Here is a 14492-nt window from a genome sequence, read left to right on the forward strand (position 1 = left end):
TCAACGAAAGTTTGTCCGAACGGCTCAGGCGCTCCGTTCCCGGGCGAGAAGCGAGCCGGCCAGCAGGAAAAGGAACCCCGCCAGCACCGCCACCTTGCCGGCCAGCGGCACTCCGGCGGCCGTGGCGGCAAGCCCCCACGACTGGGCAAGGGCGCCGCCGATGAACATCCCGACCACCACCAGGCCGGCATCGGCATCACCCTCGCCGGCCTTGATCAGCTGCCGGAAGGGGCAGCCGCCGATCAGGACGGACAGCCAGCCAACCAGCCCCATGCCGAGGAAGCTCCAGAGGAAATCGAGGTGGGCGCCGGGCTGGCCGTACAGACCGAGGTTGAAGCGGCCGGCGGCGCCGCTGGCGGCACCGGCGGTAAGCACAAAGGCGGCGAGCCCCCAGACGGCCGGGGTACGGAGCCCCATCAGGAAGGTATCGCGGATGCTGCCGGTGATGCAGAAGCGGCTCCGCTGGGCACAGGCGCCGAGCACGATACCCGCACCGAGGGCGATGAGTAGCGGGGCATGCTGGGCGGCGCTCCCCTGGCTGGAAAAGATGATGAAACCGGGGCGGACAAAGAGGAACGCCAACAGCAGCAGGAAAAATGCCGGCATCAGGTAACCGCCGCCGCGGCCGGTGATCGGCTTCGGGCCCAGCTCCACGCCGCTCGCCAGACTGCGCACGCCGGCCCAGACGCCGGCCACCAGGCCGGCAACGCCGGCAACGGCCGTCAGGTCGCCGGCCGTCAGGCGGAGGAACAGCTTGATCGGGCAGCCGATGAACACACTGCAGCCGACGATCAGGAAGATACCGGCAAAGAGCCGGGGAAGCGGCGCGCTCCCGCCGCGGGAGCGGAATTCGCCGAACAGCCCGGCGCTGGCGGCCGAACCGAGGACGAAGCCGATCAGCTCGGGACGGAGGTACTGCATCCGCTGGTTGTCGTGAAAGCCGAGGGCGCCGGCGCTGTTTTCGATGAAACAGGAGACGCAGATCCCCGAGTTCTGGGGATTGCCCAGGACCGCCAGCAGCACCCCGCACCCCCCTAGGAGGAGTCCGGTGCCGACTACTATCCAGAAATGTTTATCGCGCAGCATCTTATTCACACCCGCCGGCCAGCCGGCTCTTCAGGTAGTTGACCCGCTGCAGCGCCGCGGCCGCCGTCCGGTTGTCCGGATTGGCGGCAGCCCGCGCGCCGATACTTTTTGCGTCCTCGTCCACCAGGCGCTGGATCTCGTCCCGCCGGGAAAGCGGGCTGTTGGCATCGAGGTAGTCGCCGTTCAGCTTGACCCCCTGGACGAACGAGGCGAGCGCCTCGTCGGCGGTACCCATCTCCCGGAGGATCTCCCCCTGGAGAATATAGCCGTGGGCCTCGCCGGGATATTTGCGGATCAGTTCGTCGAGCTTGAGCAGGGCGGCGGAATTGTTGCCGCTCCGCCGCAGCGTCTCCACCGGGCCGTAGAGCTTGCCGATCAGTTCGACACGGGCACGATAGGCCATCTCGCGCTCCACCGCCTTGCCGAGGCCGGCCTGTTTCCCCCCCCCCGGGCCGCCCCCCACTACCAGCAGGAGGACAATGGCCGCAACGGCAAGCGCCAGGAGAAGCCAGAGCAGTTTATCGTAGGCATCGCTGAACATCGTCGCTCAGTACTTCTGGTACGGTGGCATGTTGACCCGCTTCGCCATCTGCCGGATCAGGTCGTAGTCGCTGTCGAGAAGCTCTTCATAACCGTCGATCGCCGCCGCTTTCAAGACCTTGAGCCGTTCGCCGTCCACCTCGGCGGTATCCCCCGGTTTGAGGGCCAACAGCGCTTCGCGGACCTTTTTCACCAGCTCGGGATCGGCATTCCTGGCCGCACCGAAGGTACAGTAGGGAGCCGGTTTGCTCTGGGCGAGGATAACGAAGTCGTCGGGCGAAATCTTCCCTTCCCGGGCCATCACCTCCAGATCGAGCATCGGCGCTGCCGCCACGTCGTACTTGCCATAGAGAACGCCGTAAATCAGCTTTTCATGCTTGTAGGAACCGGGGGGGATGGAATAGTAGGCCAGGTCGTGCTCCGGATTAATCCCCGCCGCCAGCATCAGGTCGTACTCGGCCAGATAGCCGGTCGGGGCGAGCATCGGGCCGAAGGCCATCCGTTTTCCCCGGATGTCGGCCAGTTTCTCGATGCCACTCCCCTTCCGGGCGATGATCGCCCCGGCGGAGCGGGAGCCGAACTGGCCACGTTTCTCGGAGGCGACCAGCTGCAGGCCGTGATTCTCCCGAAGAATGACGTAAAGGAGCGAGTTGGTATGGGTAAAGGCCAAGTCTCCCTGTTTGAAACGCTTCTCGAAGTCGTGGGTGTCGATGGGAACCATGACGAAATCGACCCCGCAGCGGTCGGAGAGATAGCGGGTCAGGGGGGCGAAACGGCTGAGGGTCTCTTCCTCGCTGTTGCAGATCATGTAGCCGATCTTCACGACCGGCCGCTTCCCTGCTGCCTTGCAGCCGGCCAGGGCCAACAGGGCGAGCAGAATCAGGGTGAGGCGGGTAAGGCTTGAGCGTATCATCGGTTATGTCCTGTCCTTTAGCGGCGCACCGGCAGTGCTAGCGACACGCCGGATCGATCTCGTCCAGAGAGCCTTGCATGACATATGCCCTGCCCCGGCAGCCGCCGCAACACTCTACCAGCTGGGGGCAGTCGCGGCAGGCAGCGGGAGTTTCCAGCAGCCGGCGACGGAATTCCTTTTTCGCCGGGGAGGCGACGATCTCCGCCAGCGAAGCGGTTTCCAGGGTGCCGAGGCGCACCGGCAGGGTCGGGCAGGGATAGACGCCGCCATCGGGAGCGATCGCCAGCATGGTGTTGGCCGCCTGGCAGCCGCCCTGAGGGAACGGCTCGCCGGGGTTGAAGGCCCGCCAGAGGAATGGATCGTGGATCGTCAGCTTCAGTCCGGTCACCCCGGTAGCGGCCAGCGCCGTCGCCAGCCCGCGCTGCTCGGCAATGGTAGGGCAGAAGGGCCGCTCGCCACCGTACAGGCGCTGCATCGGCAGGACAATCCGGCTGATTCCCTGCTGACGGCAACGGGCGATGATCGCCGGCAGTTCCCACCAGTTCCCGGCATTCACGGCGATCGAGACCCCGGTCGGGCAGGGAGCGGAACCGTCAAGGACGATGAGGTCGGCGGCATGCTCCAGTGCCACCAGGAATTCCTGCACCGGCTCTCTGACCAGCATCCGGCGGATCGCCGCCGTCGACAGCGTCAGCGGCACCGTCAGGGAAACGGCGGACGGCGCGCCGCGGAACAGCTCCACCAGTTCGGCCACCCCGGCAGCAGTACTGCCCGGCGGGGCGGTGAGCTGCACCATCAGCGGCCGGCAGGCGACGATGCCGGCGGCAATCCGGCCGGCAAGTTCCGGATCGGCACCGCGTGGCGGCAGGTCCCAGTAGATGGTGATCGGCGTTGCCAGTTCCATTGCTCAGGCCCAACAGTGGGGATCGGGGCTGTTGAGGTCACCGGTAAGGGCGAGCGCCCGGGCGGAACAACCGCCGAGACAATCCTCATACTTGCTGCAGCCGGCACATTTGCCGGTCGGCTGCTTGTTCCGCATCTTTTCAAGGATCGGCGCATCGCGCCAGACCTGGCGGAGATCGTCCCGGGTGATGTTACCGATCACCACCGGGACGAAGCCGCAGGGAGTCATATCGCCGTTGGCCTTGATATTGAGGGAAAGCTTGCCGCAGACGCTCCCCTTCACCAGGCTGCCGGCGTCGCGGGCGCCGAGCAGGGCGATGATCGGGTCGTCGAGAGAGACGTCGAGCTGCCGTTCCCGCTCCTTGACGACCAGCGCCTGGCGGTAGAACTCCCGCCACTCGGCGGGCGAGAGGTCGAGTTCGTCCTTGTGGGCAAGGCCGAGCCCCGAGCATTTGAAATTGTGGAAATTGAGCTGCCCCGCGCCATGGTCGAGGGCCAGGGTGACGAGCTCCTCGACGGTGGTATGGTTGATCCGGCAGATCACCGTCGACACCGAGGTAGCGATGCCGGCGGCGGCGAGGTGCCCGAGAGCGGCCACCGCCCGCTGGTGGCTGCCGGGAACGCCGCGGAACCGGTCGTGAACCTCGGCACGATGGCTGTCGATACTGATGCCGACCTTGGTGAAACCGGCCTCGCGAAGCGCCGTCGCCGTCTCCCGGTCGATGAACCAGCCGTTGCTGTTCATGGAGAGACGCAGGCCGAGGCCGGCGGCAAACCGGGCGATTTCCAACAGGTCGCGCCGCAGAAGCGGTTCGCCGCCGCCGAAGTTAATCGAAAAAACCCCGGCCTTAGCCACCTTCTCCAGGCTGGCGAAGAGAGTTTCCCGGTCCAGTTCGTCGTGGGTGTCGACCCGGCTGTAGCAGTGCCGGCAGGCGAAATTGCAGCTGTTGTTGATCGCCCAGTTGATGGTGAGGGGCGCTTCGAGTGTCAGCGCTTTCGTGCCGCCGGCCACCGCCCCGGAATTCGCATCACTCCGCATAACTGACAAATCCCTTGGCCGCCAGCTCGTCAAGGAAGGACTCGACGTCGGCGGCGAGCACCTCTTCCGCCACGTCGAACTCCTCCAGCAACTCGGCCACCAGCTCGCTGAGGCGGCGCCCGTCGCACCGCTTCCAGATCTCCGTCCCAAGATAATTGAGGGACAGCATGGACCCTCCGGAAAAAAGGATCGACGTCCCGCTCTCGCCGACATCGCCCCCCCGGTCGAGGGCCTCCCGGACCTCGCTCAACGCATCGACCTCCTCGCGCCACATCACCGCCGGGTTGCGCTGCACCTTCCGCGTCCTGCTCATCGCCCGCTCCTTACCCGCCAACGGCTTAATCGCCCTGGGCAGTAATCGATACGATCACCAGGTTGTCCGTCGAGGCGTTGCGAATGCCATGGTCCTCGAACGCCGGGACGACTACCACCTGACCGACGGAAATGGCCCTGGTCTCCTTGCCGGAACGGAGCTCGCCGACCCCTTCCATGACGGTCCAGATATGGCTGCCATGGTGGGTATGGGTAATGATCTCCTGCCCCGGTTTCATGCAGATCAGGCTGACCCGCGCCTGTTCGTCGGACCAGATGGTCTCCTGATACCGTTTCTGATCGTCGAATTTCTTCAGCTGCTGGATATCGAGCACTTGCGATTTCATGAATTCCTCCTGGAATGGATGGTCCTGCCACTCTGTTTCTTTCAGGCTTTTTTCACCAGCTTCAGCACGTGTCCGAGCAGTCCCGACGCCCGGTTGAAGAAGTTGGCGCCGACCGAGACATGCAGCTTCGGCTCGGTCTCCACGGGGCCGGAGAAGGTAACCCCGTAGCGGGAAGCCAGGCGATTCGCCTCCTGCAGGCTGTCATCGCCGGGGTGCGGTGTTGCCGGCACCACCAGGGCGGCCCCCCCCTTGGCGTTATACTCGGCTACCGCCTGCAGCTCCGCATCGCTCAACCGTCCCGCGCCGTCGGCGCCGAGGAACAGCCAGAGCTGGCCGTAATCGGCGAGGACCCGGTCGGTGAGCCGGGGAAGCTCGGCCCGGCCGGCCAGTCGAACGGCAAAGCCGCGCCGGGCAAGATCGGCCAAAACCGGGGTTCCCAGGAGGGACGCGGCGGCGCCACTGGCCGCAGCCGGGTTGTAGACGAGGATTTTCCGCGGCGCTGCCGACTGGGAGTTGTCACCGAGCCAGCGGGCGACGTTGCCGATGTAACGGGCGTCATCATACCGGTCGGCCGGACCGGCGGTAAACCGGCCGCGGGAACCGTCGAACACCACCCCGCCCAGGCCGTCGAGGTCGTTGGTGGCAGTGGCGACCTCCCCCCGGCCGTCGGTGTCCAACACCATCCGCACATTGGGATCGCGCTTGCAGATCACGGCGGTGGTCCCGCCCGTCAGGGCATCAACTCGCGCCAGGAGGGGATTGCCCAGGTCGACGCCGGGGACGAAGACGAGGAACTTGAAGGAATAGGCGATGATCAGGGTGCCGGTCAGGCAGACGAACAGGTAGAGGAAAAAGATTCGCTTCTTGAAGAAGGTCCAGAAGAGCACCATGGTCGGTACCGCGGTGACCGGGCCGCCAATCATGAACGCCAGGGCGGCCGCCCCGTCGAGGGTCCCGTCCAGCCCCCCCTTGACGTGGTAGATTATGCTGGAGGCGCTGATCTGGTGGAGAAAAATCGGCACCGAGGCAAGGGTTACCCAGACGATGCTGAGCGGCCCCTTCTCGCCGAAGAAGTGATAGAGCCACTCCTTCGGCATGTACCGTTCGACCACCGCCCCGACCACCACCCCGACGAGGATGTACTTGCCGACCACCCAGAGCATTTCGGCGGATTTCGCCAGAAAGATCAGAAACTTGTTTCCCGTCCGCACCGCCACCCGGTTGCCGAACTTGCGCCGGCAGTTGCAGCGGAGCCGTTCGTCGGGATAATCGTCGTCATGGAAGTCCCCCCGGACAATTGCCCCTTCGATAAAAATCTCGTTCTTGCGGAAGCCGGCGTAGCGGCTCATCAGGTGGGTGACCAGACCGGCAAAGATCCCCATGAACAGGGCGGAAGCGGTCCTGATCACCGTCCATTCGGGGCCCAGGTCGTTGAGGGTGAGCAGATAGGTCGACGGGCTCAACAGCGGCGAAGTCACCATCAGCGACATGACCGGCGCCAGGGGAATCCCCGCCAGGAGCAGGCTGATGGCGGTCGTCAACGTCCCGCAGGCGCAAAGCGGGGTGATGATTCCGACGAAGGAAGCGAGGAAGACGCTCAGCACCCCGTACTTCCGCAGTTTGGCCTGTAATTTGACCGCGATCTTGTAGGTACGGAGAAAGCCGCCGATGAACACCCCGGCAAGGAAATAGGGGAAAACCTCCCACAATTCGGCCCCTACCCCTTTACGGCCGAAGAAAAGGTCCCGGAGCTCATTGCCGAGTTCGAGGGGAAACGGCTGCCGCTCGGCCCCGGGAAGCGCCAGCGAGCCGCTGAGGCCATAGACCCAGACATGCCAGGCGACAAGCATGAACGACGCCAGGATCATCGCCGCCAGCATCATGTCGCCCGAACGGCTGGGCGCACCATGAATCTGGCACTCCTCCTTAGGCTTCGCAAACGGATTCAGCGCCATGATTGACCATCTCCGTAGCGACCGGCAGCAGGACAACCGGGCATCTTCTCGAACTTCCACACCATCACAACTATGTTCCTTTCCTGAAAAGACGCCGGACGAACGACAGTACCGCCCCTACCCCCATAATGGCAAAACCGGCGAAGACAGCGGGTCGACCGGGGTCTTTCACCACCTGGATGCCAGCAAAAGCCATGCCGGCCGGATCCACGTCCACCAGGGTGTTATAGAAATAGAGACCGTTCCAGATGAAAGGGGCATTGACCTCCGCGGTGCCGTTCGTCACGGCGCGGGAATCCCGGCTCAGGGCAAGATCAACCCACATCCGCTTCAGGACCGGGTTCTGGAACGCCACCAGTTTGAACGAATAGGGAAAGCCCGCCGGCAGGCTCCCCCCCCCGGCGGTATCGCAGCTGCCGAGCAGCCGCTCGCCCTCGAAGACGGAGAGCTTGAGGACCTCGGCGGGGAATTCGAGGGCATCAACCCGGACCCGGTAGGGCCCCAGCACAAAGCTGCCGCCGGTCCGGAGCGTCTGCAGCGAATCTTTCCGCTCTCCCTTGAGGACCCCGACCTTCACCGGAATCGGATAATATTCGCGGTTGATCCGTCGGATCGCCAACTCGGCACCGAGCGGCATCTCCCGTTGGAGATCCCAGCGGTAGACCCGGTCCACACTGGTCCCTTCGTAGACATTGACCGTTGCCACATAACCGAACGAGCGGGCCACCACGCCGCCGCAGACCACCAGCACGCCGAGATGCAGGATCAGCACCGGTAGCGAAATCGCCCGGAACCGCCGGACGGTGCAGAACACCAGGTTCAGTGCCAGGGCGCCGAGCAGGCCGAGGAAGAGCGGGTTGGCGTAAAAGGTTCTGTTTTCGGTAAGGGTCCCGGGAATCGCCAGAAGGGAAACCGCCAGGAACAGCAGCACCGCCAGTTCCGTCGACGACAGGAATCGGACCGTCCGTTTCAGCATCTCAATCAAGGAAATATCTCAGCTGCCTAGATTAGTTTTTTCGTCTTGAGAAAGTCTTTGGCGGCCTTTTTCGCGTCGGCCGACTTGAGCAGCCGGGCGTAGGCGTCGCTATTCAGCACGCCGGCCAGCTTCAACAAAAGCTTCGGCAAGGCGGGGTAATTTTCCAGCGTCTCCACCGTGACGACCGGCGCATACTCCTGGGACATCCCGAACGGTTCGAGCCAGGCGAGGTTCATCTTTTTCCGATACTCACTCTTGACCATATCATAGGCTTTCCGGCCGTTCGGCTCGGCTGGCCGGCCGAGCAGGGCCAGGGCCCGCTCCGGATTCTCGATGAGGATGTTAACCGCCCCGTGTCGCATCGCGTCGTAGACCGCCCGGTTATCCTTGTAGACCTGCACCTTGACCGCCGTGCCGGTCCGTTCGCTGACCATCGTCGAAACGATTTCCGCCAGCAGCCGGTCTCCCGCCGCCCCGGTGATGCCGATATAAAGCGTCCTGCCGACACATGCCTCGCTCACCTGCCCCCAGACCAACACCGCCATCACCAGCACCAACAAACCGACTTTTTTCATACCTGACCCTCTGCTTTCGCTAAAATCCGGAACGGCGCCACCCATCCCCGCCATTCGAGATTCAATTACTGTACCGTAAGTGTAACATCCAAGACAACTTCCGTTTTCCCCGCCGGCGGCACCACCTCGCGGAGCCCGCCGGGAGGGGCGGGCAGCGGGAATTGCCGGGCGGCACCGACGAAATAGCGCCCCCCCACCGGCAGATAGAGAGTATAGGCGCCGTCGGCGGCAGTCCAGGTGGAGAGAAAGTCGGGGAGCGTCCCCGCCGTTGCCGTCCGGCTGGCAAAAACATAGGCATCGGCCACCGGCGCACCGTCCCCGTCGACGATCCGCCCCCGCAACACGACCGACTCGGCGGCGACAGACTGCTTCTGCCGCCCGACATCCCGGATGTCGGCGATCACGAAGTCGGCGGCAAGCTTTTCGCCGGCTGCCGGTTCCAGGATGGTCGGTTCGCCGGAATGCTTGTCCCCCGGCATCAGCGGCCCGTAGCCGCCCCCCTTCTTGAGCCGGGCCACCGCCCAGTATCGCCCCGGCGGCAGCTGCAGCGCGGTCCGCCCCGCCCCATCCGAGGCCGGCGAGATAAAATCGGCCGGGCGACGGGTATCGACGCTGTCGTAAAGAAAAAGTTTGGCCCCGGCGACCGGCTTCCCCGCCACATCGCGGATCGTCGCGTTGACGGTTGCCTGATCGGCGCCGTACAGCGGCGACGCGGCAACCACAAGCAGCAACGTGAACAGCCAGGCCCGCCAACTCATGGTTTTCCCTCCCCGCCGGCGCCGACCGGCCGGGTCAGGACCGGCTCGTAGCGGACGATGCCGATCCCCGGCTCGGTGCGGCCATCGAAGATCGTGGCGGCGGGATCGGCCCCACCCCACCAGTTCTGCCGGGCATCCACATCCTCGTTGTTGAAATCGCCGACACGGATATTGTGGCCACTGTTGGCGGCGAAGTCGTTACCGGTGATGGTCAGTCCGCCCCCCTTTTCCCGGACGAAGATGCCGGTTTCGTTGCCGGTGATGCTGTTGCCGGTAATGACCGCGTTGCCGAGATAGGCCCGGATGCCAATGGTATTCCCGGTGAAGGTCGACCGTTCGATCCGCACCGGGCCGCTCCGAAAACGCATCCCGCCGTAGTTGTGGGAAAAGCGCGAATCGGCGACGAGAAGGTTGGTGAAATGGCTGTGAATTCCCCAGGTGGCATACTCGAAAACGCAATGGGCGATCTCGCTGCCGGTGGCATATTCGAGGAGGATTTCGTCCCACGCCGACGGCTCCCGCACCGCTGCCGAGGTGAAGACGATCTTCGCCACAGCAGTCCCCGTCGCCAGAAGTTTCCCCCTTACCGCCAGACCGGCCGCTGGGGCAAAGCGGACCGTCGTCCCCGGTTCGATCCGCAACGTCGCCCCGGGGAGGACCGTCAGCGGTTGCTCGACGGTGACGATCCCCCGCCAGACGACATCGGTCGGCAATGTCGCCAGCGGCCAGGCTACCGGGAACGGCACGCTGCTCGCTTCGTCATAATTCACCCGCCCCTTGGCCGGATCGTCCCGCCGGTCGAAGATCACCCGCTCGGGATCGTCGCCCCCCCACCAGTTACCCGGCGCCGCCAGGTCTTTCTTCCCGTCGAGGTCGATGGCGTAGCGGCCGTTGCCGGCAAAGTCGTTGCCGGTGATCGTCCCCGCAAACGTCAGAACGCCAATCCCCCGTTCGCCGTTGTCGGCAATCAGGTTGCCGGCAACGACCGCCCGGGCGTCCTGCAGGTTCAGGCCGTTGAAGCCGTTGCCGGCGATGACGTTGCCGGCCACCTCCAGGTTGTCGCAATTCCTGATCGAGAAACCGGTCTCCAGGTTGTTGAGGAGGCAGTTGCGGTCCAGTTCGCCGAAATAGGTATCGGCCACCAGCAGCCCGTAGCGGTTGCCGTCGACCAGATTCTCCCGCACCGTGGCGGTGCACTCGCGAAGCCGCACCCCTTCACGCCCGCTGCCGGTGATCCGGTTGCCGTGCATGGCGAGCTGGGTACGGAAGAAGTTGGCCCCCAGATAATTGCCGGCCAAAAGGTTGTCGGCGAAGAGCACCACCGAATCCCGTCCCTGGATGCCGCTCCGGTTATTGCTGATGGTGTTGCCGGTCAGGTCCACCACCGACTCCTGGAACTGTACCCCCCGGTAGTTGTTGCTCAGCTGCGAATGGTGGATCGCCACGTTGGAAAAATGGAAGTGGAAGCCACGGTAGGCATCCTCGACCCGGCAGTACTCGAAGAGGTTCTGGGCGCCGGCACTGTTCATGACGTTGATCGCGTCCCAGTCGCCAGCGGCGCGGTGGGGCTCGGCGGAGCGGAAGACGATCGGCTGGGCCGCCGTCCCCTTGGCAAGCAGCCGGCCCTGGACCAGCAGTCCGTTTTCGCCGATGCCGTCGCCGTTGGTATCTTTCCTGGTGAACTCGACAATGGTCCCCGGCATGATCACCAGCCGGCTCCCCTCCGGCACCCGAATCAGCCCGCCGACCACCACCCGACCCTCCCAGACCGTTTCGCCCCGCAGAACCTCGTCGCCATAACGCCGGGCGACCGGCAGCTCCGCCGCGGGGCGCAGGTCCTTTACCTGCCAGGTCTGCCGCGCTACGGCCCGATGGGTATCGTTCTTCCGATTGTCGGCCACCGTCGTGCCACTGGTGGTAACGCGGGCCCCGTTCAGGGTGAACAGCCCGTAGTCGTTGCCGGTGATCCGGCTGTCAGTGATTGCCGCCTCCGCCTTAGCCCCCTCGGCGGTCAGGCCATAGCGGTTCTCCCGCAAGGTCGCCCGGCGCAGCTGGAGCGTGCCGTCGATGACGGTAATCCCCGTCTCCGCGCCAGTCACCCGGCACTCCGCAATGGTCGCCGTCCCGTGGTCGACGATAATCCCTGCCCACTCTCCGGTCTTCCCCCCCGCCCCGGCAAACGCCACCGGCGCCGCGGCGGTCCCCTCGACGACCAACCGTCCCCGGACGGTGATCTCGGTCAGCGGCGACAGGTATTCGGGATCGGTCTTGGTGCTCTCGGCCGCTGCGACGGTAACGGTAGTGCCCGCCTTGACGGTCAGGGTCACCCCGGCCGGGACCAGCACGTCCTCATCGAGCCGCACCGTCCCCTGCCAGGCGGTATCCGCCGTCAGCACGGCACCGCCGGCAAGGACCGGGCAGAGCAGCATGAACAGCACCGGCAGCAGTAGGCCGATCATTGTCTGTCTTGTGGAAATAACCATGAAATATCACGCGGTCGGGAGGAGCCGCCCTCTTCCCCGTCCCGGAATTACTGGAGGTGCAGCCCAATCCCCCGGCCGGTGTAACGGTGTCCCTGGATATCGATGCCCCGTAACGCCGTGCCGGACTTCACCGTTACCGGCAGCGGCTTATCCTTGTCGCTGTAACTCCCCAACAGCTCGCCGGCCTTGGGGATGCCGCCGCCGTACGATTCCCGGATCTTCAGATAGAAGGTGCCGTCGCGATCGACCCGGAGCACGTACCGGCCGTCGGCGCCCGTCTTGTCCGAGGCGAAGAGCGGCGTACCGACCATGGCAGGGCTGGCGAAGGCAAACACCAGCACCCCCGCCGCCGGCTTCCCTTCCCCGTCGGTGACGGTCCCCTCGACGGCGGTCAGCCCCGCCGGGTTCCGGTTCGTCGCCGGCTGGAACGGCACGACTTCCGCCACCGAGCCGATGGCGGTAACCTCGCCGGGGCGAACCACATACTCCCGCGGTTGCCCCTCCCTGTTCCGGCTCGGCAAGTAGAAGTCCCCCTCCTGCGGCGGCCCCATGGTGCGGCCCGCTGCCCGCTTGATCGCCGTCAGGTAATAGGTCCCCTCGGGAAGCACCGCTTTGAAGTTCCCCGCCGCATCGGTATTGACCATCCCTTCCGGTACCCGCCAGTATTTGCCGTGGGCGGGAGGAGGGCCGGCGGCCGCATTGAAGAAAACAACCACCCCATTAGCCATCGCCCCTCCCCGGGCCATCATCATGGTCCCGGTAATGGTCCCCGTCTTCACTTCGGCGGCGCCGGCGCAGATCGCCAGACCGAAAAGCAGCATCACTGCCGGGAAAAAACAGCGTCTAACCATATCGATATCCTTTTCTCGCCGCCGTAAGTGGCCGCTGGCCGCCGGGTGGCCTGGTGATCGTCGTATCCCTGCTGACCCTTGCAATATCCAGGGCAGTTTTGCCGCAGGCGATGGCCGGCGCGACGGCAGCCGGCAGCGCAACGCCCGGCCAGCAAGGCGTACACCCGGCTACCGGGTTCGCCTTTGCTGGCAAGAATCCTGCCAACCCGACCCTGGATAGTTAAAAACAATTAAATAACCGCTTTAAAAAAATAACCATGTACACGTTCCGGCACGCGCCGGCCAGACTGCGGATTTCCTGTCGGGAATAACGTACCAATATTGCTGGCACCTTTTCAAGCACCTTCTCGCCGCTACCCGGCGGCCGGGCACTGTCGACGACAGAGGGCACCGTCCGGCAAGCCCCGCCGAGGCATCGAACTTGCTGTATATGAGAACCTTCTAAGCAGCCACCATCCCGGACACCCAACAAAAGATAAATAATTACTAATCGTTAGGAGACACTCATATGCCCACCAATTTATCGAGACACGCCGGGGCCTACGCCATTTGCCTGATTGCCACGGTTATTTCGCTGGGCGGTTCCGTCCATGGCGCTACCATGCCGGCAGTGACCATCCTGCGCCCGACGACGGAAAAACTTGCGACCCCCCTTCGGACGATCTTCGACGCGCAGGGGAACTGTTTCGTGGCCGATCCCCGCGCCGGCGGGATCGTAAAATTTAACGCCGGGGGAGAGGTGCTCGGGATACTCAAGACCAAGACCCCGCCGGCAGCCATTGCGCTCACCGCCGGCGGCAATCTTCTGGTGAGCCAGGGTGATCGGGTGGCGGTCCTCGATCGGAACGGTATCGAGGTTGGACGGCTGGGGAGTGGCGCCGGCCAGTTCAAGAAGGCGAGCGGCATCGCCGTCGACGCGGCCGGCTATATCTATGTCGCCGACAGCCGGGACAATACCGTCAAGGTGTTCACCGCCACGGGGCAGTACGTTCAGGCGATCGGCAACGCCGGCAGCGCCGCCGGCCAGTTCTCGATGCCGACCGGCATCGCCTACGAACGGTCGGCCAACCAGATTGCGGTGGCGGATACCATGAACGGCCGGGTGCAGTTTTTCAGCGCCGGCACCGACTACCGTTACGTGAAGAGCATCGGCAGCCCCCTCAGATCGCCCCTCGGGATAGCGTTCGAATATGACCAGGGCGGCGCACTGCAGCGACTCTACGTCGTCGATTCATTCCGGAACTGCATCGAAGTGCTCGACCCGGCCGGCAGCGGCACGCTGCTGGGCGAGATCGGTACCGGCGGTTACGCCGCCGGCCAGCTCGTCGCCCCGGTGGATGTGACCTTCGATCGGCTCAACCGGCGGCTCGTCGTCGCCAATGGCGCCGGCTACCTGACCATCTACGGCATCGACGGCGGCGCCAGCCCCAAGCCGCCCGCCGCGCCCCTCGACATCGACCCCGTCCCCCTCACCGTCAGAACGCCATCAGTCACCATCAGCGGGACGAGAGGGGCAAACCGCGCTGTCGGTGTCACGACCGATACGACCGCCGTCGCGGCCCCGGTCGTCTATCCGTCGGCCACCACCTGGCGCTGCACGATCAGCAACCTGGCGGCGGGGGCCAACTCCTTCACCGTCACGGCGAGCTCGCCATCCTGCCAGCCCGCCAGACAATCGGCCTATGTCAATTATGCGCCCTGACCGGACCGCAGTATCTCCGGCACCAGGCAACGGCGGCAATTCCCCCGGAATG

14 protein-coding genes are annotated in these 14492 nt (G+C 64.7%); 1 reads left to right on the top strand and 13 read right to left on the bottom strand.

What is annotated here, in order from left to right; translation table 11 throughout:
- Window positions 1–24: 24 nt before the first annotated feature.
- The 13 genes from yedE to QMN23_RS16485 all read right to left on the bottom strand — a co-directional run bounded on the left by yedE (window position 25) and on the right by QMN23_RS16485 (window position 12738).
- Window positions 25–1086, bottom strand: coding sequence for a YedE family putative selenium transporter (gene yedE, locus QMN23_RS16425; RefSeq protein WP_282000408.1), 1062 nt, complete (start codon window positions 1084–1086; stop codon window positions 25–27).
- Window position 1087: 1 nt separating this feature from the next.
- Complete coding sequence (locus QMN23_RS16430; RefSeq protein ID WP_282000409.1) at window positions 1088–1627, bottom strand: tetratricopeptide repeat protein; 540 nt, start codon at window positions 1625–1627, stop codon at window positions 1088–1090.
- 6 nt (window positions 1628–1633) lie between these two features.
- Window positions 1634–2539 carry a phosphate/phosphite/phosphonate ABC transporter substrate-binding protein gene (locus QMN23_RS16435; protein ID WP_282000410.1) on the bottom strand — a complete coding sequence of 302 codons (906 nt, stop codon included), beginning with the start codon at window positions 2537–2539 and terminating at the stop codon, window positions 1634–1636.
- 37 nt (window positions 2540–2576) lie between these two features.
- Window positions 2577–3443 (bottom strand): GeoRSP system SPASM domain protein, encoded by an 867-nt coding sequence (locus tag QMN23_RS16440; protein ID WP_282000411.1) that lies wholly within the window; start codon window positions 3441–3443, stop codon window positions 2577–2579.
- A 3-nt stretch (window positions 3444–3446) separates the two neighbouring features.
- Window positions 3447–4481 (bottom strand): GeoRSP system radical SAM/SPASM protein, encoded by a 1035-nt coding sequence (locus tag QMN23_RS16445; RefSeq protein ID WP_282000412.1) that lies wholly within the window; start codon window positions 4479–4481, stop codon window positions 3447–3449.
- The gene (locus QMN23_RS16450; RefSeq protein ID WP_282000413.1) at window positions 4471–4794 is read right to left on the bottom strand and encodes a GeoRSP system PqqD family peptide chaperone; all 324 of its coding nucleotides are present in this window, start codon (window positions 4792–4794) and stop codon (window positions 4471–4473) included. Before QMN23_RS16450 ends, QMN23_RS16445 begins: the two co-directional genes overlap by 11 nt.
- 25 nt (window positions 4795–4819) lie before the next feature.
- Window positions 4820–5140 (bottom strand): cupin domain-containing protein, encoded by a 321-nt coding sequence (locus QMN23_RS16455; protein WP_282000414.1) that lies wholly within the window; start codon window positions 5138–5140, stop codon window positions 4820–4822.
- Window positions 5141–5181: 41 nt separating this feature from the next.
- On the bottom strand, window positions 5182–7095 hold the full coding sequence (locus QMN23_RS16460; RefSeq protein WP_282000415.1) for a permease: 1914 nt from the start codon (window positions 7093–7095) through the stop codon (window positions 5182–5184).
- Between the two features lie 70 nt (window positions 7096–7165).
- A complete protein-coding gene (locus tag QMN23_RS16465; protein WP_282003932.1) occupies window positions 7166–8071 on the bottom strand; it encodes a ResB-like family cytochrome C biogenesis protein in 906 nt (301 codons plus the stop codon).
- Window positions 8072–8097: 26 nt separating this feature from the next.
- A complete protein-coding gene (locus QMN23_RS16470; protein ID WP_282000416.1) occupies window positions 8098–8646 on the bottom strand; it encodes a glycine betaine ABC transporter substrate-binding protein in 549 nt (182 codons plus the stop codon).
- A 65-nt stretch (window positions 8647–8711) separates the two neighbouring features.
- On the bottom strand, window positions 8712–9404 hold the full coding sequence (locus tag QMN23_RS16475) for a carboxypeptidase-like regulatory domain-containing protein (RefSeq protein WP_282000417.1): 693 nt from the start codon (window positions 9402–9404) through the stop codon (window positions 8712–8714).
- A complete protein-coding gene (locus QMN23_RS16480; protein ID WP_282000418.1) occupies window positions 9401–11863 on the bottom strand; it encodes a NosD domain-containing protein in 2463 nt (820 codons plus the stop codon). Before QMN23_RS16480 ends, QMN23_RS16475 begins: the two co-directional genes overlap by 4 nt.
- A gap of 71 nt (window positions 11864–11934) precedes the next feature.
- Window positions 11935–12738 carry a carboxypeptidase-like regulatory domain-containing protein gene (locus QMN23_RS16485; protein ID WP_282000419.1) on the bottom strand — a complete coding sequence of 268 codons (804 nt, stop codon included), beginning with the start codon at window positions 12736–12738 and terminating at the stop codon, window positions 11935–11937.
- A gap of 508 nt (window positions 12739–13246) precedes the next feature.
- On the opposite strand from QMN23_RS16485, the gene QMN23_RS16490 reads away from it, so the two are divergent.
- Complete coding sequence (locus QMN23_RS16490) at window positions 13247–14440, top strand: NHL repeat-containing protein (RefSeq protein ID WP_282000420.1); 1194 nt, start codon at window positions 13247–13249, stop codon at window positions 14438–14440.
- Window positions 14441–14492 lie beyond the last annotated feature (52 nt).

This window comes from Geotalea uraniireducens (assembly GCF_027943965.1).
Lineage (GTDB): Bacteria > Desulfobacterota > Desulfuromonadia > Geobacterales > Geobacteraceae > Geobacter > Geobacter uraniireducens.